27 protein-coding genes and 1 tRNA gene are annotated in these 24,131 nt (G+C 34.9%); 19 read left to right on the forward strand and 9 right to left on the reverse strand.

The genetic code is table 11. The features are described from left to right. Nucleotides 1-69: 69 nt before the first annotated feature. Complete coding sequence (locus ABJ955_RS06405) at nucleotides 70-633, reverse strand: DUF3109 family protein (RefSeq protein ID WP_347373769.1); 564 nt, start codon at nucleotides 631-633, stop codon at nucleotides 70-72. A 116-nt stretch (nucleotides 634-749) separates the two neighbouring features. On the opposite strand from ABJ955_RS06405, the gene ABJ955_RS06410 reads away from it, so the two are divergent. Both ABJ955_RS06410 and ABJ955_RS06415 read left to right on the forward strand, forming a co-directional pair. Next, a complete protein-coding gene (locus ABJ955_RS06410; protein WP_347373770.1) occupies nucleotides 750-1,331 on the forward strand; it encodes a MarC family protein in 582 nt (193 codons plus the stop codon). Between the two features lie 6 nt (nucleotides 1,332-1,337). Continuing rightward, nucleotides 1,338-1,535 (forward strand): hypothetical protein, encoded by a 198-nt coding sequence (locus ABJ955_RS06415; RefSeq protein ID WP_347373771.1) that lies wholly within the window; start codon nucleotides 1,338-1,340, stop codon nucleotides 1,533-1,535. A gap of 3 nt (nucleotides 1,536-1,538) precedes the next feature. On the opposite strand, the gene ABJ955_RS06420 is transcribed toward ABJ955_RS06415, so the two are convergent. The 3 genes from ABJ955_RS06420 to ABJ955_RS06430 form a co-directional block, all read right to left on the reverse strand. After that, a complete protein-coding gene (locus ABJ955_RS06420; RefSeq protein ID WP_347373772.1) occupies nucleotides 1,539-3,140 on the reverse strand; it encodes a S41 family peptidase in 1,602 nt (533 codons plus the stop codon). Beyond that, the gene (locus tag ABJ955_RS06425) at nucleotides 3,140-3,574 is read right to left on the reverse strand and encodes a dCMP deaminase family protein (RefSeq protein WP_347373773.1); all 435 of its coding nucleotides are present in this window, start codon (nucleotides 3,572-3,574) and stop codon (nucleotides 3,140-3,142) included. The genes ABJ955_RS06420 and ABJ955_RS06425 overlap by 1 nt, the downstream gene beginning before the upstream one ends. Before the next feature lie 214 nt (nucleotides 3,575-3,788). Then, nucleotides 3,789-4,367 carry a HupE/UreJ family protein gene (locus ABJ955_RS06430; protein WP_347373774.1) on the reverse strand — a complete coding sequence of 193 codons (579 nt, stop codon included), beginning with the start codon at nucleotides 4,365-4,367 and terminating at the stop codon, nucleotides 3,789-3,791. Between the two features lie 559 nt (nucleotides 4,368-4,926). Between ABJ955_RS06430 and ABJ955_RS06435 the strand changes: the two genes are divergently transcribed. The 10 genes from ABJ955_RS06435 (at nucleotide 4,927) to ABJ955_RS06480 (ending at nucleotide 12,108) form a co-directional block, all read left to right on the forward strand. Next, entirely contained in the window at nucleotides 4,927-7,128 is a 2,202-nt protein-coding gene (locus tag ABJ955_RS06435) for a tetratricopeptide repeat protein (protein WP_347373775.1), read from the forward strand. Continuing rightward, a complete protein-coding gene (locus ABJ955_RS06440) occupies nucleotides 7,125-7,868 on the forward strand; it encodes a LytTR family DNA-binding domain-containing protein (RefSeq protein ID WP_347373776.1) in 744 nt (247 codons plus the stop codon). The genes ABJ955_RS06435 and ABJ955_RS06440 overlap by 4 nt, the downstream gene beginning before the upstream one ends. A gap of 136 nt (nucleotides 7,869-8,004) precedes the next feature. Further along, a complete protein-coding gene (locus ABJ955_RS06445) occupies nucleotides 8,005-8,226 on the forward strand; it encodes a hypothetical protein (protein ID WP_347373777.1) in 222 nt (73 codons plus the stop codon). Nucleotides 8,227-8,252: 26 nt separating this feature from the next. Then, nucleotides 8,253-8,822 carry a hypothetical protein gene (locus ABJ955_RS06450; protein WP_347373778.1) on the forward strand — a complete coding sequence of 190 codons (570 nt, stop codon included), beginning with the start codon at nucleotides 8,253-8,255 and terminating at the stop codon, nucleotides 8,820-8,822. Nucleotides 8,823-8,948: 126 nt separating this feature from the next. Further along, on the forward strand, nucleotides 8,949-9,245 hold the full coding sequence (locus ABJ955_RS06455; protein ID WP_347373779.1) for an SH3 domain-containing protein: 297 nt from the start codon (nucleotides 8,949-8,951) through the stop codon (nucleotides 9,243-9,245). A 63-nt stretch (nucleotides 9,246-9,308) separates the two neighbouring features. Next, on the forward strand, nucleotides 9,309-9,623 hold the full coding sequence (locus ABJ955_RS06460) for a hypothetical protein (RefSeq protein WP_347373780.1): 315 nt from the start codon (nucleotides 9,309-9,311) through the stop codon (nucleotides 9,621-9,623). Between the two features lie 256 nt (nucleotides 9,624-9,879). Further along, nucleotides 9,880-10,020, forward strand: a complete 141-nt coding sequence (locus tag ABJ955_RS06465) for a hypothetical protein (protein WP_347373781.1) — start codon at nucleotides 9,880-9,882, stop codon at nucleotides 10,018-10,020. A 158-nt stretch (nucleotides 10,021-10,178) separates the two neighbouring features. Further along, nucleotides 10,179-11,045, forward strand: coding sequence for a hypothetical protein (locus ABJ955_RS06470; protein ID WP_347373782.1), 867 nt, complete (start codon nucleotides 10,179-10,181; stop codon nucleotides 11,043-11,045). A 13-nt stretch (nucleotides 11,046-11,058) separates the two neighbouring features. Continuing rightward, the gene (locus tag ABJ955_RS06475) at nucleotides 11,059-11,400 is read left to right on the forward strand and encodes a hypothetical protein (RefSeq protein WP_347373783.1); all 342 of its coding nucleotides are present in this window, start codon (nucleotides 11,059-11,061) and stop codon (nucleotides 11,398-11,400) included. 126 nt (nucleotides 11,401-11,526) lie between these two features. After that, the gene (locus tag ABJ955_RS06480; RefSeq protein ID WP_347373784.1) at nucleotides 11,527-12,108 is read left to right on the forward strand and encodes a hypothetical protein; all 582 of its coding nucleotides are present in this window, start codon (nucleotides 11,527-11,529) and stop codon (nucleotides 12,106-12,108) included. A 105-nt stretch (nucleotides 12,109-12,213) separates the two neighbouring features. On the opposite strand, the gene ABJ955_RS06485 is transcribed toward ABJ955_RS06480, so the two are convergent. The 5 genes from ABJ955_RS06485 to ABJ955_RS06505 all read right to left on the reverse strand — a co-directional run bounded on the left by ABJ955_RS06485 (nucleotide 12,214) and on the right by ABJ955_RS06505 (nucleotide 16,652). Beyond that, entirely contained in the window at nucleotides 12,214-13,287 is a 1,074-nt protein-coding gene (locus ABJ955_RS06485) for a DUF3137 domain-containing protein (RefSeq protein ID WP_347373785.1), read from the reverse strand. Nucleotides 13,288-13,348: 61 nt separating this feature from the next. Next, nucleotides 13,349-13,912: a LemA family protein gene (locus ABJ955_RS06490; protein ID WP_347373786.1), complete on the reverse strand. Its 564-nt coding sequence runs from the start codon at nucleotides 13,910-13,912 to the stop codon at nucleotides 13,349-13,351. 69 nt (nucleotides 13,913-13,981) lie between these two features. Then, nucleotides 13,982-15,055, reverse strand: a complete 1,074-nt coding sequence (locus ABJ955_RS06495; protein ID WP_347373787.1) for a trypsin-like peptidase domain-containing protein — start codon at nucleotides 15,053-15,055, stop codon at nucleotides 13,982-13,984. Between the two features lie 2 nt (nucleotides 15,056-15,057). Continuing rightward, nucleotides 15,058-16,263 carry a hypothetical protein gene (locus ABJ955_RS06500; RefSeq protein WP_347373788.1) on the reverse strand — a complete coding sequence of 402 codons (1,206 nt, stop codon included), beginning with the start codon at nucleotides 16,261-16,263 and terminating at the stop codon, nucleotides 15,058-15,060. A 307-nt stretch (nucleotides 16,264-16,570) separates the two neighbouring features. After that, nucleotides 16,571-16,652: transfer RNA gene (locus ABJ955_RS06505), tRNA-Leu, on the reverse strand. A 117-nt stretch (nucleotides 16,653-16,769) separates the two neighbouring features. Here ABJ955_RS06505 and ABJ955_RS06510 point away from each other — a divergent pair. The 7 genes from ABJ955_RS06510 (at nucleotide 16,770) to ABJ955_RS06540 (ending at nucleotide 24,107) form a co-directional block, all read left to right on the forward strand. After that, a complete protein-coding gene (locus ABJ955_RS06510) occupies nucleotides 16,770-17,708 on the forward strand; it encodes a ribose-phosphate pyrophosphokinase (protein ID WP_347373789.1) in 939 nt (312 codons plus the stop codon). A gap of 145 nt (nucleotides 17,709-17,853) precedes the next feature. Next, nucleotides 17,854-18,486 (forward strand): 50S ribosomal protein L25/general stress protein Ctc, encoded by a 633-nt coding sequence (locus ABJ955_RS06515; RefSeq protein ID WP_347373790.1) that lies wholly within the window; start codon nucleotides 17,854-17,856, stop codon nucleotides 18,484-18,486. 81 nt (nucleotides 18,487-18,567) lie between these two features. Continuing rightward, on the forward strand, nucleotides 18,568-19,200 hold the full coding sequence (gene pth / locus ABJ955_RS06520) for an aminoacyl-tRNA hydrolase (protein WP_347373791.1): 633 nt from the start codon (nucleotides 18,568-18,570) through the stop codon (nucleotides 19,198-19,200). Between the two features lie 2 nt (nucleotides 19,201-19,202). Then, nucleotides 19,203-20,135, forward strand: a complete 933-nt coding sequence (locus tag ABJ955_RS06525; RefSeq protein WP_347373792.1) for a bifunctional riboflavin kinase/FAD synthetase — start codon at nucleotides 19,203-19,205, stop codon at nucleotides 20,133-20,135. Then, nucleotides 20,128-21,465: an HTTM domain-containing protein gene (locus ABJ955_RS06530; protein WP_347373793.1), complete on the forward strand. Its 1,338-nt coding sequence runs from the start codon at nucleotides 20,128-20,130 to the stop codon at nucleotides 21,463-21,465. The genes ABJ955_RS06525 and ABJ955_RS06530 overlap by 8 nt, the downstream gene beginning before the upstream one ends. Before the next feature lie 41 nt (nucleotides 21,466-21,506). Continuing rightward, entirely contained in the window at nucleotides 21,507-22,778 is a 1,272-nt protein-coding gene (gene serS / locus ABJ955_RS06535) for a serine--tRNA ligase (protein ID WP_347373794.1), read from the forward strand. A 351-nt stretch (nucleotides 22,779-23,129) separates the two neighbouring features. After that, nucleotides 23,130-24,107, forward strand: coding sequence for a ribonucleotide-diphosphate reductase subunit beta (locus ABJ955_RS06540; RefSeq protein ID WP_347373795.1), 978 nt, complete (start codon nucleotides 23,130-23,132; stop codon nucleotides 24,105-24,107). Nucleotides 24,108-24,131 lie beyond the last annotated feature (24 nt).

The following is a 24,131-nucleotide window of genomic DNA, read 5'->3' on the forward strand; positions in this document are numbered from 1 at the left end:
TTGTGTTGAAATAAAACACTAATATAGTCAATATCAGAATAATAAATTAATAAATTGTGAGGTTGTAGGTTACATTTTGGCGGCTATCTTTTCCAATTCTGAATACCAATTTTCACCAAATTTGCGGATTAGGGCGACTTTTACAAATTTATAGACAGGGACTTTTAATTCTTTTCCAAGGGTACAGGCATCATCGCAAATAGGCCAGCGGTGATAGTTAACGGCAGCAAACTCACTGTAATCTTGAACCCGAACAGGATATAAATGACACGAAATAGGTTTTCTAAAATCAATTTCTCCAGCGTTATACGCGTCTTCAATACCACAGCTAGCGATGCCTGTATCTGTAAAAGTTACGTAGGCACATTCTTTACCATCAACCAAAGGGGTTTCAAGTTCGTCAAGGTCCGTTTTAATATAGGTACCTTGTTTCTCAATTGAAGCAATACCTTCTGGACGAAGAAAAGGCTTTACTTTAGGGTATATAGCATTCAATATTTGGATTTCCTCTTCAGTTACGGGTGCTCCCGCCTCACCTTCAATACAACAGGCGCCTTTGCAGGCATTGAGGTTGCACACAAAATCCTTTTCAATTAAATCTTCAGATACTATTGTTTTACCAAGTTGAAACATCCGGCAAATATAAATTGTTTCCTTATTTTATTATGATTTTTTTACAATTATTAAACCGTGTTTCATTTAGTACAACGAATATTATTGTCTAATTTTGCGGACCTAAATTAAAAAGTATGGTTTTAAATTTTAAGGAAATAATCACTGCAACGATGGTGCTTTTTGCTGTAATTGATATCATTGGGAATATTCCAATTGTTATTGGTCTTCGTGAAAAAACAGGGCATATTAATTCTGGGAAAGCATCTATAATTGCGGCCGTAGTTATGATTGTTTTTCTTTTTTTAGGAGAAAGTATTTTGAAGCTTATTGGGGTTAATGTCAATGAATTTGCGGTTGCTGGAGCTTTAATACTTTTCTTTATCGCTTTGGAAATGATTCTGGGGGTAACTTTATTTAAAGAACAGGATACCAGTCCAGATTTAGCTTCTATATTTCCTTTGGCGTTTCCTTTGCTCGCCGGACCAGGAAGCTTAACAACCTTACTTTCCCTTCGTGCGGAATATGAAATTCAGAATATTATTATCGCAATAATTGTAAACATAATAATAATTTATGTTGTTTTGAGAACTTCAGGTAGGTTGCAACGCTTTTTGGGAAAAAACGGAATTGCTGTTATCCAAAAAATATTTGGTGTAATTTTGTTAGCAATTGCCGTGAAGCTTTTTACCTCAAACATCCAAGAACTTTTTAATTAAGGAACAATGAAAACTTTTATCTACATATTAATAGCAATTGCAGCAGGGTTGGTTATATATAATTTTACCCAATTGGATTTCAATAATCTTTTTGAAGGAGACAGCTCTATTGCTGCAGTAAGTGTTCTTGCAGGATTGTGTGCTATTTTGGCACTAAGCATCTTGTTGGTTTCGAAGAAAATAGCCGCTAAAGCAAAAAAATAATTTTTACTGTTTATCCAAGTGATTTTCTGCTTCCAGTTCCAAAACTTTTAAGAGCATAGGGTCGCTTTCGTTAAGGATTATCTCGTATTCGTTTGGACCAAACAATTGCTGGGCGATGTTTGCTTTTAAGGTTCTTTTTAGTTCTTCCGTGTATTTTGATAGATCTATTTGTGCCTCGTTGAATTTGGCGTATTCAATAAAATCTTTTGAAAGTTTTTCGTCCGCTTGAAAGTTTTTTCTAAAATCGTCAAACTTCATACCTTTAAAGAAGGTTCTGTTTTTTTCGAGATATTCAAAAATAAAATAGCTCATAAAACCGCTTCGCGAAACATATTGAAGGGTTTCATTTTCTACACTTGTATCTTTTGGCACAAAAACATCGGGAATAATGCCGCCGCCGCCATAAACTACTTTTCCTTTTGGGGTAACATATTTTAAGGAATCGGCAACTTTAATACTATCTGCATGGATTAACTCTCCGTTTCGGTACCGTTTTTCATAATCGCTATAATAAGTGTCATTTCCATTGCCGTAGGGACGTTGAATAGAGCGACCGGTTGGGGTGTAATAGCGCGCAATAGTCAACCGAACAGCACTGCCGTCCCCTAAAGACATTTCGCGTTGCACGAGTCCTTTTCCGAACGAACGACGACCAATTATGGTTCCTTTATCGTTATCTTGAAGTGCGCCAGCAACAATTTCACTTGCAGATGCTGAGTTTTCATTAATTAAAACATAGAGTTTTCCATGTTCAAAATCGCCACGGCGTGAAGCATAGGTTTTATTGATTTCGCCGCTCTTATTTTTAGTGATAAGTACTAATTTTTCGTCTTCCAAAAATTCATCAACCACTCTTTCAGCAGTCGAAATATACCCACCAGGGTTGTTGCGAAGGTCTAAAATTAATTTTTTAACCCCTTGATTTTTTAGCTTATCCAGCGCGCTTTCAAATTCTTTATAAGTGGTTTCAGAAAAGCGATTTAGCTTTATATAGCCTAAATCGTCTGTTAATTTATACGAAGCATCAACACTTACCAAAGGCACTTGCTTTCTTCTAACTTTTATTTCTAATGTTTTGTTTTCACTTGGGCGATACACATCTAAGGCTACTTTACTATTTATTTCGCCTTTTAAATAATTTGAAATACTATCGCGTTGAACCAGTTCGCCGAAAAGTTTTTTTCCATCGGCATATAGAATTCGGTCGCCGCCTTTAATTCCAGCTTTTTCTGCAGGACCGCCTTCAATAGCACGGATAACGGCAATGGAATCTTTGTAAACATAAAAACTAACGCCAATTCCTATAAAAGCACCGCGCATATCGTCTGCATTGTGTGCGTATTCACTTTTTGGAATATAAACCGAATGTGGGTCAAGGTTTTCGAGAATTCCGTTTACGGTAACGTCTACAATACTGTCAGTATTTACGTTGTCCACATATTCGTAATCGATATAATCTATAAGCCTGTTTAGCTTGTCTTTTTTTGAATTTGTCGCGAATATTTTTTCGGTAGTATCGTTAAAATTGAGTTTAGACCCAATAAAAACACCTGCGGCCAGCGCTAATCCTATCCAAAGTGGCAAGTATTTTTTATAGTTTCCCATTATTCTATATCCAAATCTGAAATGTGTTGTATGCTTACTCCCGCTTTTTCTAAAAAGGTGATGCCAGAGCTATCTTTATATTCGTTGTGATAAACGATTCGTTTAATTCCTGCTTGATGAATTAGCTTACTACATTCTTTACATGGCGACATGGTGATGTAGAGTGTTGCACCTTTGCAGGCTTGCGTAGTTGATGCTACTTTTAAAATTGCATTTGCCTCTGCATGAAGCACATACCATTTTGTATACCCATCGTCATCTTCGCAAATATTTTCAAAACCAGTGGGCGTGCCGTTGTAGCCATCACTAATAATCATTTTATCTTTTACAATAAGTGCGCCAACCTGTCTTCTTTCGCAATAAGAGAGTTTGCTCCACTCTTTTGCCATCCTTAGGTAGGCGATGTCATACTTACGTTGTTTACTGTCTTTCATTTGTATAAAATATTCAAGAAAATAGAAGATGGAATGCCCAATTTAATTATTTCGATTGGATTGCAACTAGTTAGCAGCCATTTCATGCTTTTTAATATGACAACGAAATTACTGGGAAGTTACGCCACTGCCAAAAAAAATGTTGTTAAGTTATTGCCAAAGTGGACGGAAGCTCTTTTGTGAAAAGGAAATACCCGATTAGTTTCAAACGAATTTAAAAAATCCAATTGCTGATGAGCATCGGAATAATCATTCCAATTACCAGTGAAGAAACGACCAACACCCAATCTTTTTTATTGAAACGAAAAATGGATTGAAAAATAAAGGCAGCGATTAGAATAAATAGTACGACAATAATTTGAGCAGCTTCAATACCAAGGGCAAATTCTAATAATGGGAGTACACCAGCATCGCTTTCTATTGCATTGTAAAATGAAGCAAAGCCCAAACCATGAATTAATCCGAAGAAAATAGTAACAATATAAAAAATGCCCATTTTTTCAACTTTTTTCTCTTTGCCAGCGGTAAAAAGATTAAAAAGTGCCGCTGCCAAAATAGTAACCGGAATTAAAAACTCGATAACTTTACTAGAAACACTTACTATATGATAATGCGCCAAAAGCAATGAAAGCGTATGGCCAACAGTAAACATAGTTACCAGTAGCAGTAATTTTTTCCAAGATGCAAAAGTGTAGGCAGCACAAAGAACAATTAAAAATAGAATGTGATCGTAGGCCGTCCAGTCTAAGACGTGACTGAGGCCAAGATTAAAATACAACCAGAAATCAGACATTGGGGGTAGTGGTTTTCAGGATTCGCTCAAATATAATAATTGTGCGCTATATTTCAATATAAAACGCTCGTAGTTTTCAGTAAATTACATTAATATAAAAGGGTCTTAATATTCTAGTTAAGGCTTTAGTACTCAGGGAGGGGAGTTAATTCACTTTCTGGAAAGTATCGGGTTTAAACTTCAGTGTTTTTATCACAAACAATCATCTTTTGGGTGTAATTAATTGTTTTGCAGCTGGTTAATGTTGTGATGTTTAAATGATAAGACATTGCTGTAGTTTGACTAATTGCAGAGACAAAAACAGGGATGAATTTTAAAAAATATACAGAATATATATCTGATTGTTTAGAATAAATAAGTGTTGCGTTTAAGATGTTATCCGATAAATTTTCTTTTGTTTTTTCAACAAAAACGCCTCGCAAAACAGTTCTAATTTACTTCAAAAGAGATAGAATCATTTTTTTATTAGTAAACTTGTTCAATGATTTTGGTATTTAACTTTATAAATATACCCAGTATTTAATAAAGTGATACTCTCTTTAAACAGCAACCTACCTCTATGAGATTCACCCTGAAAGTCTTCATTTCTATTTTTTGTGCGCTGTTTTTTCTACCCCACCTTCAGGCGCAGCAAGCCGTTATAGATAGTTTAAAACTTGAGCTTAAGCTTCATCCAGAAAGAGATACAACTAGAGTAAGGATGCTAAACAACTTGATTTACGATTTACAAGAAATAGATTTAAAAACGGCCGAGGCTTATATTGAAGAGTCTGAATATTTAATTGATTCCTTAAGCTTTACAGCTGGTAAAGCACAACTTCTTTATTACAAGGGATATATAGATATGTTGAAATCAGATTTCTTAAAAGCTATAGAACACAATAATGAAGCTATTGCCCTCTACAAAACCCAAAATAATAAAAGAGGAATTTCTTATAGTCTCAATACTATTGGAAATGCGTATTACGGTCTAGGGAATTTTCCAAAAGCAATTGAGAGTTATGAGAAATGTATAGCGATAGATGAAGTAAGAGGTGATCAAAGATCTGTTGCATACAATATAGAAAACATAGGGAGTATTTATGCAGACCAAGGTTATTACGACAAGGCGATTATTAACTATAACAAATCTAGAATACAAAAAGAAAAAATAAAAGATTCTGCAGGGCTAGTCAAATTGTACGCTAATATAGGCAGTATTTATGCAGAAAAGGACGATTCGCCTAACGCTATAGAAAATTTTAATAAAGCGCTATGGATACACAGTAAGATGGAGTCTAAGATGGAATCTGCAACTATTATTACATATTCTAATCTTGCCAGTGTTTATCAAGTTCAGGAGCGTTATGATAAAGCTATTGAGTATTACAATAAAGCTTTATCCATCAGTGAAAAAGTAAACCAAAAACAGGGTGTTGCAATCTCTTTAAATGGAATAGGGACTATTAAAATTCTACAATCTAAAAATCAAGAAGCCCTAGTTCTCTTTAAAAAAACATTAGAAATATATAAAATCATTAATGATCAAAAAGGGATAGCGGTAAGCTTAAATAATATAGGGGACATTCAATATATTTTTAATAATTACGATACAGCATTAGACTATTATAAACAAGCACTGAAAATAAGTGAAGACCTAGACCTGCCAATAGATATAGGCAGGTCTAATTTGGGAATTGCAAAAGTTTACACTCAAAAAAAACAATACAATAAAGCCTTAGAGGTAGCTTTAAAAGTAGATGAAATAGGTGTTACTCACCAATTTATAGATACTCAAAGAGGGGCAAAAGAACTGCTTACAATTATTTATGAAAACTTAGGCGATACTAAAAAGGCACTTAATAGTTATCGACATTTTAAAGCCTTAAACGACAGTCTTTTCAATAAAAAAAATATAAAAAAGATAACCCAGTTAGAATACGAGTATAAATATAAACAGACCTTAGATTCTGCAAATATTAGAGAACTTTCGCTAACCAAAATAGTAGATTCTACCTCTCAAGATTTAGAAAAATCGCAGCGGAATTCCTTTATTGGGATTATCGTTATTTTATTAATTTCTATACTTTCTGGTGGGTTTATTTTTGCGCTAAAACTAAGGAATGCCAATGCGGTAAACCAAAATATAATAGTGGAGCAAAAATTACTGCGCACACAAATGACACCCCATTTTATTTTCAATTCCTTATCGGTATTACAAGGAATGATACTAAATAAAGAAGAGAAAAAATCTATTTCGTACCTGTCTGAATTTTCAAAACTATTGCGAAATAACTTGGAAAACTCCAGGCATAAAATGGTGGCACTCTCTGACGAATTAGCTACTATAGATAGCTATATGGCGCTTCAAAACTTAGATGTAGACCCTCCATTTAATTACAGCCTCACTATAGACCACCAAATAGATCCAGCTTCATTTAAAATCCCCCCAATGATTATTCAACCTTTCGTTGAAAATGCAATAGAACACGCTTTTGTTACAAAAAAAGACAATAAAGAGATTAAGGTTGCAATTGCTTTAAAAGGAAAGGGTTTAGTCTGTACCATAGCCGATAATGGAATAGGTGCTTCATTGGAAAAACCAACAAAAAAGAGGAATAAAAAATCGTTGGCAACCACTATTACAGAAGAGCGTCTAAAATTGATGTCGAAGAATTATAAAGTAGAGGGGTCTATTAGTGTTCAGAATAGAAAAGAAGTTGGTGAGCAAGGCACATTGGTCACTTTGGTAATTCCTTATAAAATTGATACCGCCGTATGATGAAAACATTAATCGTAGAAGATAAAGAAAACACAAGAAAAGGGCTCTTAAGGCTATTAGAGCTTATAGACGCCAATATAAACGTGGTAGGCGAATGTGCAACTATAAAAGAGGCCGTGGTTGTTGCCAATGCCTGTAAACCCGATTTAATATTTTTAGATATCAACCTTATTGATGGTACGGGTTTCGATTTCTTAGAGCAAACAGAAAACCTGAATTTTCGAGTTATATTTATTACAGCTTATGAAGAATATGCTTTGCAAGCCTTAAAAATAGGCGCTGTAGATTACCTGCTAAAACCTGTTGCCATTGAAGAGCTTAAGACTGCCTTAAATAGAGTGATGGAGTTGCCTACACAAGTGCAAAAACAACAATTAAAAACGGCAAAACAAGCTTATAACAACGACGGCGAAACAATAATACTATCGCTTCAAGATTCTTTTCAGATTATAGATTTAAAGGAGTTGCTGTATTGTGAGTCTGATAAAGGCTATACCACTTTTTACCTAAATAACGGTAAGAAATACTTGGCTTCAAAATCGTTAAAAGAGTTTGAAGAGCAGCTTACCAAAAACAGCTTTACAAGACCACATCAATCTTTTCTGGTGAATCTAAAATACATAGATAAGTATGATAAATCGGGGACTATTTATTTAAAGAACGGTAAAAAAATACCCGTTTCATCACGTAAAAAAGAGACTTTTATTACCAAACTTTTTAGTTGGAATAAAAATTTATAAGCACTTTTTCAATTTGGTGCAAAAACGTTTATTTGTTAAAACACCTCACTTATTTGTTTGTCCTGTCCAGAAATAGATTCTCTATTTTTTACAAAGTCAGTATCTCCTAGTTTTATCTAAAATTTAATAGAATAATATGGAAGACATCACAGCAAAATTAGGTAAGGCAGGACTGCTTCTAGCAGCAATGGGTATCATCTCTATGATACTCTCAATTTTCAATTATAACTTTAGGCTACTCGCATGGATAGATATTTGGGGTACTACTATGGGGTGGATTATAAGAGTAATTCTCATATTAGGCGGTGGCGCTTTATTTTACTTCTTCGGAAGAGAGGAGGAGGAACAACAACAATAAATTTTTAAACCATTAAAACAAAACAAATGAAAAAAGCAACACTATCAATAGTACTACTAGTATTTATCACCACCTTGGTTTCCTGTGGTGGAGGCTCTGGAAACCAAGAAGCAACTGCTAAAGGTTTTTCAGAAATTGAAAAAGAAATAAAGAGTGAATTTGGCGAAGATGCCTATTTTACCGACGTCAATATTGTTTACAACGAAAGTATTGGCAACATAGTGGGGGTAACAGTGACCAAAGACCCAGAATCATTAAAAATGGGACAGTGGAACCAAACACAGGGCAAATGGACTCAAAATTCTGAAATAACCTTGGAAGTGCCAGAAGGTACCAAAGCAGCAGATTATATGTATCAATTAGGGGATGAAATTAGCCTTTCTAAATTGGGCGAATTGGTAGAGAAATCAAAGAAACAACTCGAGGGTGAAAAAAACCTTGACAATCCTACTTTAGCAATAGCTTCTATCATTTTCCCTAAGAATGGAGATATAACTAAAACGGAGTATCTTGTAGACCTTAAACCAGAAACCGGAGGAACTAGCTTTCAGTTTTCGTATAAATTAAATGGTGAGCTAATAAAAATGGACTACTAAAAGCTCAAATCCTTTGTATGTTTTTGAAACGATTTCTCTAATTACCCCATTTATGAAATGGTTGAAAATTGGAGAAATCGTTTCAAGTTTACAAATAACACTGTCCTCTTTAACAAGAACTAGCGTATGAAAAGAATTTTACCCTTCTTTGTATTTTTTATCTCTCTAGCTAACTACGGGCAAGAGTACTATTATATAAATGTAGAAAGCGGCCTAAATGTACGTTCAGAGGCTAATTTGTCATCAAAAAAGATAGCAAAAATTAAGGATGGGGCACTAGTAGAAAAAATAGCAGATACAGATACTGCCTTAACCATAACCGATAATAGCAAAGAGATTACAGGAAAGTTTGTTAAAATAAAATACATAACAACAAACTTAGCTAACGATACGATTGAAGGCTATGTTTTTGATGCCTATTAAAAAAAACAAGAAACACCCTACAGTAGCGATATAAGACCCAATACGTTAATTGCAGTACATAAAGTGTATACAGATACTATCGAGTTTTCGGCTTACAACGATGATTACGATTACTTTATATTAAGCGGTAAAAAGGATACAGCTGATGTGTCATTAATTTATAATTGGGACACAAAAAACAGCAAATACAACTTTATACCAGGTGAACGTATTAAAATTACGTGGAAGATGGACGGCATCCCTATGGCAGGAGATGAAGATGTTATAAACCATACCGAAAGACTTATTGATGCCGAAAGGTTTAAAACGAACGACAATCAAGTTAAATTTTTATGGAGGGCAGCTAAGTTTGACGAAGAATTAAACCAAGCTTGTTAATTCAATTTTTATAAATGAAGCCTACAGTAATTCTATAAGCGATCAGGAAAAGGCGGCATTAGGCTATGTAGCTACTTTTATAGGTAATGAATGTTGGTGGGATGGAAAACCCAATGAAAATAGAAGTAATTTAAAATGTAAAATTTTAACCGCATTAAACTTGGGTTACCAATGTTCTGACCAACATTTTGGCTTTTTAAAAAATTGGTTTTCAAAAGATGCTAAGGCCTTAAAAGAATTAGAAAAATGCCGGACTATGCCTTATACAGCAACAGTACAGACTACATTCAACGAAATTACAATACGTACAGACCAAGAGAATAAAACAATTTCAATACACTTTAATGCCTACGGACTTAATCTTAGAGAGTCTAAAAACGGAGCTGGACGTAAATAGACAATTTTAAATACGATTTAGAGAATATCACTTTACTAAACTCTGAAAAGTCTGAACTCACTTATGAGACGATCGAGTTAAGTGAAGATTAATGTGTTTTGAAGGCTGAGGTGGTTAAAGATTGAATAAAAGGTATGATGTCAATAAAAAGAATTACAATGAGTGTTTTTATAGGAATGACATCTGTTTTACTCATTTTTATTTCTGCTTGTAAAGAAAAACAAGCTATTGCTTCAGACCCCCCCCCCCCCCCCCAGTCTACTAAAATTAGCACGGATAGTCTGCCTACTAAAGCATCAACAAAAGAGCTCTTAGTTACTGTGAATAAAGCTAAAATAGACAGCCTAAGTATTGGTGAGATGAAACGTTTTAACAATTCGGCATATCCCGATATTTATGCGTACTACAATGAAGAAAAAACAGGAGATTACAGTAGTTGGTCTGAAAAACTGTTTGGCAGATGTTGCTCAAATACCGATTTGTCTTTTAACGAAAACCTATATTTTAAAATCACTGCTACTATAGAAAATGAAGAGCACCCAAGTTCAAATCTTTCAGACACGGGTTACTTAACGGCTTATGCTTTTAAAGAGAAGTCTAATGTAAAGATAAGTGTGCAACTGGATTTAGAAAACTCTTTTCTTCAAGGTGAATATGCAAACCAGAATCTATTAGAAGCCGATGAAATTATTATGAACCCTATTAAATTGAGTTTGATAAATGGCTATGTTAAATCTGAAGCAACTTTTAAGCAAAATGGAAGAGTTAAAGAGCTAGATTTTTACATAAACAACCAATTAACACAAACCTTTATTTTACTAGATACTCCATTAGTGCAAGAGATAAGCGTAAACGCAATTTTTAAAACCAATGATAGTATTACGCTAGTGCCCAAGTCGTATTATTATGGCAGCAAATACGATGATATTTGTATAACCGAAATACAAACTAATCTAGGGAAAACGGCACTTCCTCGTTTAAATAAAAAGTTTAATTTGATGGAATTAATAAATAAAGCCAACTAAAGCCAATTTAACTATGCGTGTTCTTAAAAAAGTTGTCATCTACTGTTTATGGACACTAGTAGCGATATTGTTGGCTTATACTTATATGCGGATTATTCTAGGAGCAAGCCCAGAATACGCTACAGATTATACCATTTTTTATTATTTAATATACGAATTTGCGTTCTTTTATATAGGTGTATTTATAGGGGGATGTATCGCTTTGTTGTTTGTGCTTTTCGATGTTTTTTATTTGAACAAAAGGCTCAAAACAGAGGCGAAAGCAATCTTTATTCGGCTATTGATTATTATAGGGATTGCTGTTATTGTTTGTTCAATACATTATATATTAGAAAAAGTTATAGATGTTATTTAAGAATACCCTTAGCTAAGTTTAAAACAAATGAAATTCAATTTTATACTAATCCTTTTGTTCTGTCTGCTTGTAACTTAAATCCAAAAGAAAAAATTACAACCGAAACAACGGTACTGAAATATACTAATGAAGAATATAAATAGAAATATCTCCAGGGGAACACCTATTGCGATTTTCACTTTTCTGTGTTTTATCCTAAGCTTAGGATGTACATCAAAACTGGATGACAAGACCTTTAAAATTATTCACCTAAGTCCAGATGAGCTTATTACAAGAGACACCCCTATAATTAATGGTGGTTACGCTCTGCAACGTCAAGATTTTTTTGCTGTAAAGAATTTCGATTTAAAAAATGAAAAACACAAAATAGCCATAGATAGTTTTGTAGTAAACCGCATAAAAAAGGATCGTTTTTTATACACTCATAAAAAAGTTTCTTGGACGCTTACTTTTTTTAAGTATGGCGATGGGATAGACGAAAACACGGTACATGAGTACAATACAGATTATACTATACATACTTTGTTTGCCCAAAATAAGGAAATCTGCAATTACTACTTTAACAACAAAATAGGCTATAGTGCCTCAAATTATTGGGAAAGCTACGAACCCAAATCATTAAATAAGGATAAAAGAAAAATTGTAGTAGATTACTTTAAAGATAGCACCCACACTAACTTTATAAAGATGGATTCTTTAGTTAAATAGCTTATAATATGGGGGAGTGGTGTCGTAAAAAAACGATTTCTCAAGAGCTAACCCCAGAGGAATCGAAACAATAAACCGAATTTAATTTTTAGAGTCGAAGCTGTTTTAATTCAGTTTTAATTCATCAGAAATAGCTAAAGCTGTGCTGATGTTGTGAGCTAATTCTGCTACCATTTTTATATTGTCTATTTTCCCCGAAGGAAAGGAAAATAAACCGTGTTCACTTTTTACGGCCAGATACATTTCTTTATTCTGAAATGATAAAAGTATAGGCTGGTTAAAGGTTTCTTTCAGCTTGACAATACGCTCCATAAGTGCTGTAGACAATACATAACGCGCTTCAACTTGATCTGTGCTATACACTATAAACTCGTTTGTAAAACGGGGGTCTTCTAAAACTACTTTTTGTTCTTCTTTAAAACTGGCGCTAAAAAACCTGTTTAATTTAGAGCTTTGGTTATTTGTTAAAATAACGGTATGTCCTTGGAGTGATTTTTTAAAGCTCAGCCAGCAGAACATCCCTCTGTAGGTAAAATATGCGTTATCTGCAGTTTTGTTTGTTAGTGTGTTTTTCAACACATATTGGTATAGAATAACAAACATATTTAATAACGGAATCTGCATTAATGTATTTATTAAATTATTAGATACATTTTCCTCTACAATACCTATATCGGCAATATTTACAGTTTTGTCATTGCTTTGACCTCTAATTTGCCCATAGCTATAGGTAGCGGTCCCTTTGTTTACCCAGGCAAAGAGTTTGCTCTTTGTAATTTCTTTTTTGGGCGCAGCTAGCTGTTGTGTAAATTCTACTTTTGGAAATAGCCTTTTTACCATTTTTGAAATGGTTGCAGCCTCCTTTTCTTTAAATTTTTGAAAGCTATTAGCAAATAAATATGTTGTTGGATAAAGCAAAACAACCAGGCCAATTATAGGGTATATAGTTGCATATGGGTTGTCTGGCGTAGCTTGAAACTGTTTAAAGAAACTTACAATACTATTATTAGAATTTGGAAGGTAACCAAAAGCTATATTTATTAATATGAGCACAAAAAAAAGACCTGTAATACTCCACATTACTTTCTGTAAAAACAAGGCCTTTTTTCTTCCTTTATAAATAGCGTTTAACGCTTCCTTAGTTTCTTTATAGACTCGTTCTAGTAGTATACTATCCATACTTTTTTTACCAATTGATAGTATTCCAAGGACTTTCTAGGTTTTCTAACATTTGCATATTTTAGGGGGTTAAAAGTTGATTAATATGTACTTCTTTTTGCGCTGCTTTTGGGATCTCTAAAAGTGCAGCTGTTTCATCTTTTCTAAGGCTTGCAATTACACTCGCAGGAAACATTTGTATTTTATTGTTGAATGCCGTAACAGCGGCATTGTAAGCCCTACGTGCCGCAGAAATTTGGTCTTCGATATCGGTTAGCTGAAACTGAAGATTTAAAAACTGTTGGTCGGCTTTTAAATTGGGGTAGTTTTCTACATTAATGTTTAAGCCCCTCATTACCTTAGTTAGCTCGTTTGAAGCTTCAATCTTTTCCTTTGGCGCTTCAGCTTTTTCTATTTGTGAGCGTAGCTCGGTTACTTTTAATAAAATCTCTTTTTCGTGAGCTAAGTATTTGTTGAGCATCGCCACGAGATTCGGAATTAAATCGAAACGCTTTTTTAAATAAACTTCAATGCTTCCATACGCCTGCGCTACTTGGTTCTTTTTCGCAATTATTTGGTTGTTAATAACAATGCTGCTAAGAATCAATAATGCTAGAATAACGATAACTATAAATTGTGTTGCCATTTAAAGTTGTTTTTTAATTTATTTCGATTGATTTAATATAAAAGAGACTTTTTGCAAAGCCTTTTTTTGTTATTTGCTGTAATTCGTCATTTTTGCGCCAAAATCATTTACAAATAGATTGTCTAGATCATCTGCCTTAGCGGCTAGTTGGGCAATATTCTCAAGTATTTCTTCTTTGTTTTCTGAATAGAGGTCGCTTATATGCACGCGATAGGAAAGGTATATCTGATTGCCAGAAATAGATAGGCGGTGCACACCAGTATCGGCAGTTAATATATACTCGTAGATATCTATTAAGTTTTTACGAGGTAAATCGTTTAAAGGAGAAGTGGCAAATAAGTAATTGTTGTCGTAAACAAACATTCGTATTGCTGCACTTCCCTGGTGGAAATACCAACGTTCGTTACCAGAGCGAGCGAGCACAGGATCTATATTCAATTTGCTTATTGCTTCTTCAACCTTTAAGCTGAAATCTGAAAGTGGATTTTCCTCAAATAGCTTTTCATCAATATCGTTTCCGCAATTGGGGCAATAGCTCACTTTCTCTTCTATCAAGCCATTACAACTATGGCAGCCTATAGTGTAAATGCCTGTTAACTCGGTTACAATTTCCAGCTCATCGCGAAGTGTTTCCATAGGAATTGCGAAACCCATATTGTCTGCATCAGAAAATTTTGAGGTAACAACACCTATTAATTCACCTTTTTCATTAATTACTGGTCCACCGCTATTTCCGGGGTTAATGGCAGCATCTGTTTGTATAAAATTACTGTCGTTTACAAGCTGTCTAGGGTTAGAGACAATCCCTTCAGTTACTGTAAAAGGCATTCCATAAGGATACCCCAAAACCATTATTTTATCTCTTGAAGCTACTTCTGTATTGTGCTTTGTAACAATAGTTTTAATAGGCTTAGGTAAGTCAGCAGCTTTTAAAAATGCAATATCCTTGCCTTGATTCGCATAAATTACTTTTGCGATATATCTGTTTTTGTCCTGCCCTTCTACACTCACTACAAGACTACCCGCTATAACGTGATAATTGGTGATAATTATATCGTCCTCTAGGCTGTAAAAACCCGTTCCGGAGCCACTGGAAGTATTAATTCTATAAACTGAATTTTCTATATTTTTTATATCGCTCATTTTTAGTTAGTTTTATAGTTAGCCATCATTTGCTGCATTAGCTCCATTGATTGTTGCATTTGCTCCCCCATTATTTTAGATAAATCCATTCCAAATTCGTTCCCCATAAACGAATCTTCCATAATGGCTTCCATACCTTTTAACAAAATAGGAGCCGCCTGGTTCCAAGCCAAACCATTGGCCTGAGCCAAAGCATCTGTTATTGGTTTTTTTATGGTTTCATCAACTAGATTGTAATAGAATAAACCGTAGAAACAGGATTGTAATAAATTTGAAGCATCTTCAAACCTGGCATTTGCTATCATATCCTGAGCTTCAGTGTAGTTATCGCCCCAGTTTTCTCTAATATTGTCCTTTTTACTACTGTATTTATGAGGTATAAATGTCTCAATTTGATATAGATCTTCAGAGAATTTATCTTCTGTGTATTCCTTTAATTTCTCTAAGCTATTTTTTCCGTTTAGCAATCTGTTTTGAAAAGGTGTATTCTTGTCAAAAATGCCATCTATGGCTCTCTCTAACAATGTGCGTAAATACCCTTGAGGTTCGCAGTAAAATTCTATTCGCTTTAAAGTAATGTTTAGGGTGTACCAAGCATTATGGGTGTGCCTATTCTCCATATAAATAGCAAACCGCTCTAAGCCTTCAGCTAATATTTTTTGATAATTGGCGTATGCTTCTTGCTTTAATTCATTTGAAAAAGGAGTTGTTTTAGGCTCTTGGAGGTTTGTCGCTCCAAATTTTTCGATAAACTCATCGTCATAACTATCTGCATAGAAGCAAATTTCTCGAAGTACGGAATATATTTTATAAGGTTCACATAAATTGATAGGACAAGAGAATGAAAAGTAAACCAACTCTTTTTCTAACACTACATTGGTTAAATTAAGCGGGTGCATTCGTATCTCTGCTAGCTTCCGCATTAAGGGTACTTTTTGAGCGTTTTCAATATTTAAAAACGGACATTTAATATGTAAGTGGGTGTCTGTTTGTGTAATGCCTACAAGCACAGAACCGTGCGCAATTAAATAAGTGTCACCGCTTTTTTTACTCTGAAAATGACTGCCTACATAATCTAATAGCGTTGGCAATACCTTAGGGTATTGTTTGCTGTTAAACAGTGCTACGGCTTCGTCCCATTTTTCATCTTGTCTTGTAGATGTTTGTTTTTCTTGTATGGGCGGAAAATAGGTTAGGTTTTTATTCATTTGTTGCTTTTTTATCCATTTGTTAGGATAAAATTAGAGCCTGAGAGTGAACAAAAAAACAGCAAACCTATTTCCGATGCCTTTTAATAAATAAGCGTACTACTTGATTAGGTATTCGTTGAAAACAAGTATTGTCTTAGGTAAAGGAAAAGAATGTGTGCTATGCCTAGGTTTATTGATGAGTGTGGAGAGGGGAATACTAATAGAAGTGGTAGACAATGTTGAGGTTTTGTTATTAAAATGACTAAACACTGACTAGTTTAAATCAAAAAACCCTGTCAATTAATAGATTAACAGGGTTTTCTAGTACTCGAGGCGGGAATCGAACCCGCACGTCCTAAAACACTGGATTTTGAATCCAGCGCGTCTACCAATTCCGCCACTCGAGCAAACGGGAGGCAAAAATAAACAATTATTTGTAATTAACTGAAAATTTATAAAAGGTATTTTTTTTAAAATGGGCTCACTTAAATTTTTACCTTTGTAGCTTAATCAAACTTAATATTATGTCGATCATTGGACCAGACCCCAAGATTTTTGCCTGTAAACAAAGCGAGTCGCTCGCAATAGATATTGCGAAAGCGTATGGCATCCCCTTGGGAAATGTAATAACATCTCACTATAGCGATGGCGAATTTCAGCCTTCTTTCGAAGAATCTGTACGGGGTAGTCGCGTATTTTTAATTGGCTCTACCTTTCCAAACAGCGACCATTTAATGGAGCTTTTACTAATGATTGACGCTGCAAAACGTGCATCTGCACGTCATATAACGGCTGTATTACCTTATTTTGGATGGGCACGTCAAGACAGAAAAGACAAGCCGCGTGTTCCTATTGCGGCAAAACTAGTAGCTAAAATGCTTGAAACTGCCGGGGCAACACGTATAATAACAATGGACTTACACGCAGATCAAATTCAAGGATTTTTTGAAAAACCTGTGGATCATCTTTTTGCTTCAACCATCTTTTTACCATATTTAAGAAGCTTAAATCTTGAAAACCTTACAATCGCTTCTCCAGACATGGGGGGGTCCAAAAGAGCGTATGCATATTCTAAATTTTTAGAAAGTGATGTGGTAATCTGCTACAAACAACGTGAAAAAGCGAATGTAATTTCATATATGGAATTGATAGGGGATGTAAAAGGTAAAAACGTAGTGCTTGTTGATGATATGGTTGATACCGCCGGAACACTTACTACAGCTGCAGATTTAATGATGGAGCGCGGCGCTCTTAGTGTTCGTGCTGTTTGTACGCATCCACTTCTTTCCGGAAATGCGTACGAGCGTATTGAAAAATCACAAATGCTTGAGTTAATTGTATCTGATTCAATTCCTACAAAACCACATAATAAAATTCGTGTAATAAGCTGTGCTAAGCTTTTTGCTGAAGTTATGTTGAGTGTTAATGCGAATAAGTCTATAAGTTCCAAGTTTTTAATGTAAACATCAAGATACTAAAGAAGGGTTTCTGTTAATCTCAAAAAAAACCTAAAACGCAAAACATTAATCCAAAATAAAATTTATCTTTGCACTCCCTAAAAAACAGCTTTTTAGGGAGTTTTTTATTCATAAAACAAAATAAACAAAAATGAAATCTATTACAATTAAAGGATCACAAAGAGAAAGCGTGGGCAAAAAGGCAACGAAAGCCCTACGTAATGCTGGAATGGTTCCTTGCGTAGTTTACGGAGGGGATGAGCCAATTAGTTTTTCAGCAGAAGAAATTGCATTCAAAAACTTGGTTTATACTCCAGATGTACACACTGTTGTAATTGACTTAGGCGGCAATAAAATTAATGCTATACTTCAAGATATCCAATTTCATCCAGTTACAGACCGTATTCTTCACATCGATTTTTACCAAATCTTCGATGATAAAGAAGTGAGTATGGAAATCCCAGTTCGTATCACAGGAAACTCTCGTGGTGTTCGTAACGGTGGGGTTTTACGTATCGTATCTCGTAAACTTCGTGTGAAAGCTATCCCAGAAAATCTTCCAGATTTTATTGAAGCAGACATTACTGAAATGCGTATTGGTAACAAAATGTACGTTACTGCCGTTCAAAACGATGCATATAAAATATTACACACAGACAATACTGTAATTTGTCAAGTTAGAACTTCTCGTACTGCCATTGCAGATGTTGACGACGAAGAAGGAGAAGAAGGAGAAGCTGCCGAAGGCGGAGCAGAAGCTGCAGAAGCTACTGCAGAAGCATAAAAACTTCTTTTTAAATATAAGTAAAAAGCACCCTATTAATTCGGGGTGCTTTTTTTATTTTTACAGAATATTGAGAGTACTATGGTATCATTATTTAAAAAAATATTTAAGGTAAATGCTGCCAACCCCATTTCAGAAGAAGATGCAATGAAAAAATTTCTTATCGTAGGCTTAGGAAACATTGGCCCAAAGTATGAAAATACGCGCCATAATATTGGCTTTAAGGTGTTAGACTTTTATGCGGAAAAAAATTCCCTTTCATGGGAAACAGCCAAGTTAGGCGATGTTACTACGCATAAATTGAAAGGAAGAACCTTTATTTTTCTTAAACCAAGCACTTTTATGAATTTAAGTGGAAAAGCTGTAAAATATTGGTTGGAGAAAGAGAAAATCCCTCTTGAAAACCTGCTTGTAATCACGGACGATTTAAACTTAGCTTTCGGTACCATTCGTATAAAAACCAAAGGAAGTGATGGTGGCCACAATGGGTTGAAAGATATACAAAATACACTACAAACCACAGGCTACAATCGTTTTCGCTATGGCATTAGCGATGCTTTTGCAAAGGGACGACAAGTAGATTACGTTTTGGGAGAATGGGATGCTGAAGAAGATAAACAACTGCCCGAACGTTTAGAATTAAGTTGTAATATTATAGAGTCTTTTGCATTGGCAGGAATGAACATTACTATGAATTCATTTAATGGGAACTGATTTTGAAGAAATATTTGGCAGCCTCAACATATAAAAATGATCGTCGAAGTGTGGTAACTATTGGCACTTTTGATGGGGTTCACATGGGCCATAAAGCCATTTTAAAACGTTTGGTTGAAACAGCTAAAAAGGAAGATTTAGATGCCGTGGTGCTTACTTTTTTTCCACATCCACGCATGGTGCTTCAGCAAAAATTGGATATAAAACTCATAAATACCATTGACGAACGCACGGAGCTTCTTGAAAAAACAGGACTCAATCATTTAGTTATTCACCCATTTACACACGCTTTTTCACGTTTAACAGCTTTAGAATATGTGCGTGATATTTTGGTAAACAGCCTAAAAGCCAAAAAAGTAATTATAGGCTACGACCATCGTTTTGGAAGAAATAGGGTCGCCAATATTGAAGATTTAAAGGAGTTTGGAAGAACGTATAATTTTGAAGTAGAAGAAATTTCTGCCAAAGAAATTGATGATGTTGCAATAAGCTCTACGAAAATCCGAAAAGCCCTAAATGAAGGCGATGTTGAAACGGCAAACAATTATTTAGGGTATAATTTTATGATTTCTGGTGAAATTGTTAAAGGAAAAGCAATTGGCCGCACCATTAATTACCCTACGGCAAATTTAAAGCTAAAAGAGGACTACAAATCAATTCCGAAAAATGGAGTTTATGTGGTTCAAGCTATAATTGATGGCGAAAAAATCTATGGAATTACAAGCATTGGCACAAACCCAACTGTTGGTGGAAAAGAAAAAACAATAGAAACCTTTTTTTTAGATTTCAATAAGGATTTATATAATACAGAGGTTACTATTGAGTTTTTGAAACATATCCGCGACGAGAAAAACTTCGAATCTATTGAAGTGTTAAGACAAGAAATTTTAAAAGACGAGCATTTTGCGAAGCTATATCTAAAACAACGTGAATAATTTTTTATTCAAACAAATAGATAATACGGGTCTTATCCTTTTTAGGGTGGTTTTTGGGCTGCTAATTGCAACTGAAGCAATTGGTGCTATTTTTACAGGATGGGTACGCCGTACATTGGTTGACACCCCTTTTACTTTCAATTTTATTGGCTTCGATTTCCTACAGTATTTTCAAGGCCCAGGCATGTATTATTATTTTGTGATAATGGGCTTCTTTGGCATTTTTGTGATGCTGGGATATAAGTATCGGTTTAGTATGATTGCTTACGCAATTATGTGGACTGGCGTTTACTTAATGCAAAAATCGAGCTATAACAACCACTATTACTTAATGATGTTGCTTTGCTGGATTATGGCTTTTTTGCCTGCAAATCGATGGTTTTCATTAGATGTTAAAACTAATCCAGCTTTAAAAACACCAGCAATGCCCCGTTGGGTATTGTTAGTGCTGATACTTCAAGTTTGGATTGTGTATACCTTTGCTTCCGTAGCAAAATTTTATCCAGATTGGCTCAATGCGTCTATGCCGGCACTGTTAATGAGAGCTAAGAGTGATTATTGGGTTATTGGCGAGCTCCTACAAAAAAATTGGGTGCATTGGACCATTGCTTACACCGGTATTTTTTTCGATCTACTCATTGTACCGTTAATGCTTTGGAGGCGAACACGGCTTCTAGGGTTTGTGATTTCGGTGTTTTTTCATCTTTTCAATTCTATCGTGTTTCAAATTGGTATTTTCCCGTATATGTCCATTGCTTTTGCATTGTTTTTCTTTACGCCACAAATATTACAAAAACGATTTCTGCCAAAGAAAAAAATATACCTAGGAAATGATGTTGTCATTCCAAATTATAAAAAATTCTTGGTCATGGTAGTTGGAATTTATTTCGCCTTTCAGATAGGTTTGCCATTGCGTCACTGGTTTTTTAAAGACGATGTACTTTGGACCGAAGAAGGCCACCGCTTAAGCTGGCGGATGATGCTTCGTTCTAAAAGTGGCAGCCTTGCAGTTTGGATAAAAGAAAGTGATTCAGAATACAGACAACGGTACAATTACAATAATCTTATAGGAACTAAACAGCAATCTGCGGTTGCTACAAAACCTGATTTAATGTGGCAGCTAGCACAGAAAATTAAGCAGGTAGAAGCTGAAAAAGGTAAAGAGGTTGCTGTTTATATGGACTCTAAAGTTCGTGTTAACGGTGGCGAATACCATCAATTTACAAATCCTGAAGTTAATATTGCACTAGAAAAATGGCATCCTTTTAAGCATACGGAATGGATTTTACCTTCTCCGAAGGATTATAATGAAAAGCCTATTAAAGAATAGCGTGATTTTCCTAACTTTGCGATTCAAAATATTACAGGAAAATGCTACAAGTAACCGACATTCGCGAAAACAAAGAAAAATATATAAAAGCACTTGCCAAAAGGGGTATTGATGCTGCTTCCGTTTTGGAAGAAATATTAAATGTTGATGAAGAACGTCGTGGTTCGCAAGCACGCTTAGATGAGGTTTTGGCACAGAGCAATTCATATTCTAAAGAAATAGGAAAGCTTTTTCAAAGTGGTGAAATTCAGAAGGCCAACGAATTAAAAGAAAAAACAGTTGAATTGAAAGAAGCTTCAAAACAACTAAATGAACAGATGATAACTGCTGCTGAAAAATTGCAACAGTTGCTTTATACACTTCCAAACATCCCGAATGAATTGGTGCCAGCTGGAACTGATGAAAATGATAATGAAGAGGTGTATAAAGAAGGAGAAGTTCCAAAGCTTGTTGAAGGCGCGCTTCCGCATTGGGAGCTTGCAAAGAAATATGATTTAATAGATTTTGAGCTTGGTGTAAAAATTACGGGCGCAGGTTTTCCAGTTTATAAAGGTAAAGGGGCGCGTTTGCAACGCGCTTTAATTTCTTATTTTTTAGATAAAAATACTGCCGCTGGGTATACGGAATATCAAGTTCCATTATTGGTAAACGAAGCTTCAGGCTATGGCACAGGGCAGTTGCCAGACAAAGAAGGGCAGATGTATCATGTGGGTGTTGATGACCTTTATTTAATTCCTACTGCAGAAGTTCCTGTAACAAATATGTTTCGGGGCAATTTGATGAATCATATAGATTTACCAGTTACTTGCACGGGTTATACGCCTTGTTTCCGTCGTGAGGCTGGAAGTTATGGGGCCCATGTTCGTGGCTTAAACCGTTTGCACCAATTTGATAAAGTAGAAATAGTTCGTATAGAGCATCCTGATAATTCATACGCTGCATTAGATGGGATGGTAGAGCATGTAAAAGAAATGCTTCGCGAATTAAAATTACCCTATAGAATTCTTCGTCTTTGTGGTGGGGATCTTGGTTTTACAGCTGCACTAACGTACGATTTTGAAGTGTTTTCTACAGCACAAGATCGTTGGTTGGAGATTTCTTCAGTTTCAAATTTTGAAACTTTTCAAGCAAATAGATTAAAACTTCGTTTTAAGGATACCGATGGAAAAAACAAGCTTGCACATACATTAAATGGCAGTGCTTTGGCATTGCCAAGAGTTTTGGCAGGAATTCTTGAAAACTACCAAACTGAAGATGGAATTAAAATTCCAGAAGTATTGGTTCCATACTGTGGGTTTGATTTTATAAAGTAATTTTTTTGCTGCGAATGCGTAAAATATGTTAGCGATATTCTTTCTGTATTTGCGGTTTCTTTCTTCCTAAACCTTAGGTTTTTCAGTACTTTCTAAAGCATTAAAAAGTGTAAAAATTGTTTTCATTTTTTGTAAACTTTTCTGCTTCGTCAGCCTACTAAAAATTTTTCAAATAACAGATAATCAGTGTATTGAAAATTTTTTTTTTTAAAAATTTGTAAACAATTGAAAATCACGTGTTGAAAACTTTGTTAAAAACCTCCCTCGAAAACGTCTTAAAATTCCCTTAAATTTTCACATATTTGTTAGTCCCGAGTAGCGACAGAAAATTAATCTAAAAACAAAGGACATATGAGTGCAGTAGAACCAATTTTACAGGAAAACAAAAACAGATTCGTAATATTCCCAATCCAACATCATGATATTTGGGAGTGGTATAAAAAAAGTGAAGCGAGTTTTTGGACAGCCGAAGAAATTGACCTGCACCAAGATCTTACCGATTGGACATCAAAATTAAACGACGATGAGCGTTATTTTATTAAGCACATCCTTGCTTTTTTCGCAGCTTCTGATGGAATTGTAAATGAAAATCTTGCTGAAAACTTTGTTAACGAAGTTCAGTACAGTGAGGCAAAGTTTTTCTACGGCTTCCAGATTATGATGGAAAACATCCATAGTGAAACCTATTCGTTGTTGATTGATACCTATGTAAAAGACGAAAAAGAAAAAGACCAACTTTTTAATGCAATTGATACGTTTCCTGCAATTAAAAAGAAAGCAGATTGGGCGTTAAAATGGATTGAGAGCGATTCATTTGCTGAGCGTTTAATTGCCTTTGCTGCGGTGGAAGGTATTTTCTTTTCTGGTGCCTTTTGCTCTATATTTTGGTTGAAAAAACGCGGATTGATGCCTGGACTTACTTTTTCAAACGAATTAATCTCAAGAGATGAAGGCGTTCACTGCGATTTTGCTGTTCATCTTCACAATCATCACTTAAAAAACAAAGTTCCAAAAGAACGCATCCGCGAAATTATTGTGGACGCCTTGAATATTGAACGCGAATTTATTACTGAATCACTCCCTGCTAGTTTGATTGGAATGAATTCAAAATTAATGACGCAGTACCTGGAGTTTGTAACCGATAGACTGTTGGTAGAATTAGAATGTGAAAAGGAATACAACGTTACCAATCCATTCGATTTTATGGACATGATTTCGCTTCAAGGGAAAACAAATTTCTTCGAAAAACGCGTTGGAGAATATCAAAAAGCAGGGGTTACCAATAAAGACAAGGAATCTAATAAAATTAGTTTCGACGCAGATTTTTAGAAAGCACAGCTTTCAACCAATAAT

Source organism: Aequorivita sp. Q41, assembly GCF_039831855.1.
GTDB lineage: Bacteria > Bacteroidota > Bacteroidia > Flavobacteriales > Flavobacteriaceae > Aequorivita.

Coding starts and splice junctions, on each gene's coding strand:
- ABJ955_RS06405 (WP_347373769.1), bottom strand. CDS start 633: ATGTTTCAACTTGGTAAAACAATAGTATCTGAAGATTTAATTGAAAAG.
- ABJ955_RS06410 (WP_347373770.1), top strand. CDS start 750: ATGGTTTTAAATTTTAAGGAAATAATCACTGCAACGATGGTGCTTTTT.
- ABJ955_RS06415 (WP_347373771.1), top strand. CDS start 1,338: ATGAAAACTTTTATCTACATATTAATAGCAATTGCAGCAGGGTTGGTT.
- ABJ955_RS06420 (WP_347373772.1), bottom strand. CDS start 3,140: ATGGGAAACTATAAAAAATACTTGCCACTTTGGATAGGATTAGCGCTG.
- ABJ955_RS06425 (WP_347373773.1), bottom strand. CDS start 3,574: ATGAAAGACAGTAAACAACGTAAGTATGACATCGCCTACCTAAGGATG.
- ABJ955_RS06430 (WP_347373774.1), bottom strand. CDS start 4,367: ATGTCTGATTTCTGGTTGTATTTTAATCTTGGCCTCAGTCACGTCTTA.
- ABJ955_RS06435 (WP_347373775.1), top strand. CDS start 4,927: ATGAGATTCACCCTGAAAGTCTTCATTTCTATTTTTTGTGCGCTGTTT.
- ABJ955_RS06440 (WP_347373776.1), top strand. CDS start 7,125: ATGATGAAAACATTAATCGTAGAAGATAAAGAAAACACAAGAAAAGGG.
- ABJ955_RS06445 (WP_347373777.1), top strand. CDS start 8,005: ATGGAAGACATCACAGCAAAATTAGGTAAGGCAGGACTGCTTCTAGCA.
- ABJ955_RS06450 (WP_347373778.1), top strand. CDS start 8,253: ATGAAAAAAGCAACACTATCAATAGTACTACTAGTATTTATCACCACC.
- ABJ955_RS06455 (WP_347373779.1), top strand. CDS start 8,949: ATGAAAAGAATTTTACCCTTCTTTGTATTTTTTATCTCTCTAGCTAAC.
- ABJ955_RS06465 (WP_347373781.1), top strand. CDS start 9,880: ATGCCTTATACAGCAACAGTACAGACTACATTCAACGAAATTACAATA.
- ABJ955_RS06470 (WP_347373782.1), top strand. CDS start 10,179: ATGAGTGTTTTTATAGGAATGACATCTGTTTTACTCATTTTTATTTCT.
- ABJ955_RS06475 (WP_347373783.1), top strand. CDS start 11,059: ATGCGTGTTCTTAAAAAAGTTGTCATCTACTGTTTATGGACACTAGTA.
- ABJ955_RS06480 (WP_347373784.1), top strand. CDS start 11,527: ATGAAGAATATAAATAGAAATATCTCCAGGGGAACACCTATTGCGATT.
- ABJ955_RS06485 (WP_347373785.1), bottom strand. CDS start 13,287: ATGGATAGTATACTACTAGAACGAGTCTATAAAGAAACTAAGGAAGCG.
- ABJ955_RS06490 (WP_347373786.1), bottom strand. CDS start 13,912: ATGGCAACACAATTTATAGTTATCGTTATTCTAGCATTATTGATTCTT.
- ABJ955_RS06495 (WP_347373787.1), bottom strand. CDS start 15,055: ATGAGCGATATAAAAAATATAGAAAATTCAGTTTATAGAATTAATACT.
- ABJ955_RS06500 (WP_347373788.1), bottom strand. CDS start 16,263: ATGAATAAAAACCTAACCTATTTTCCGCCCATACAAGAAAAACAAACA.
- ABJ955_RS06510 (WP_347373789.1), top strand. CDS start 16,770: ATGTCGATCATTGGACCAGACCCCAAGATTTTTGCCTGTAAACAAAGC.
- ABJ955_RS06515 (WP_347373790.1), top strand. CDS start 17,854: ATGAAATCTATTACAATTAAAGGATCACAAAGAGAAAGCGTGGGCAAA.
- pth (WP_347373791.1), top strand. CDS start 18,568: ATGGTATCATTATTTAAAAAAATATTTAAGGTAAATGCTGCCAACCCC.
- serS (WP_347373794.1), top strand. CDS start 21,507: ATGCTACAAGTAACCGACATTCGCGAAAACAAAGAAAAATATATAAAA.
- ABJ955_RS06540 (WP_347373795.1), top strand. CDS start 23,130: ATGAGTGCAGTAGAACCAATTTTACAGGAAAACAAAAACAGATTCGTA.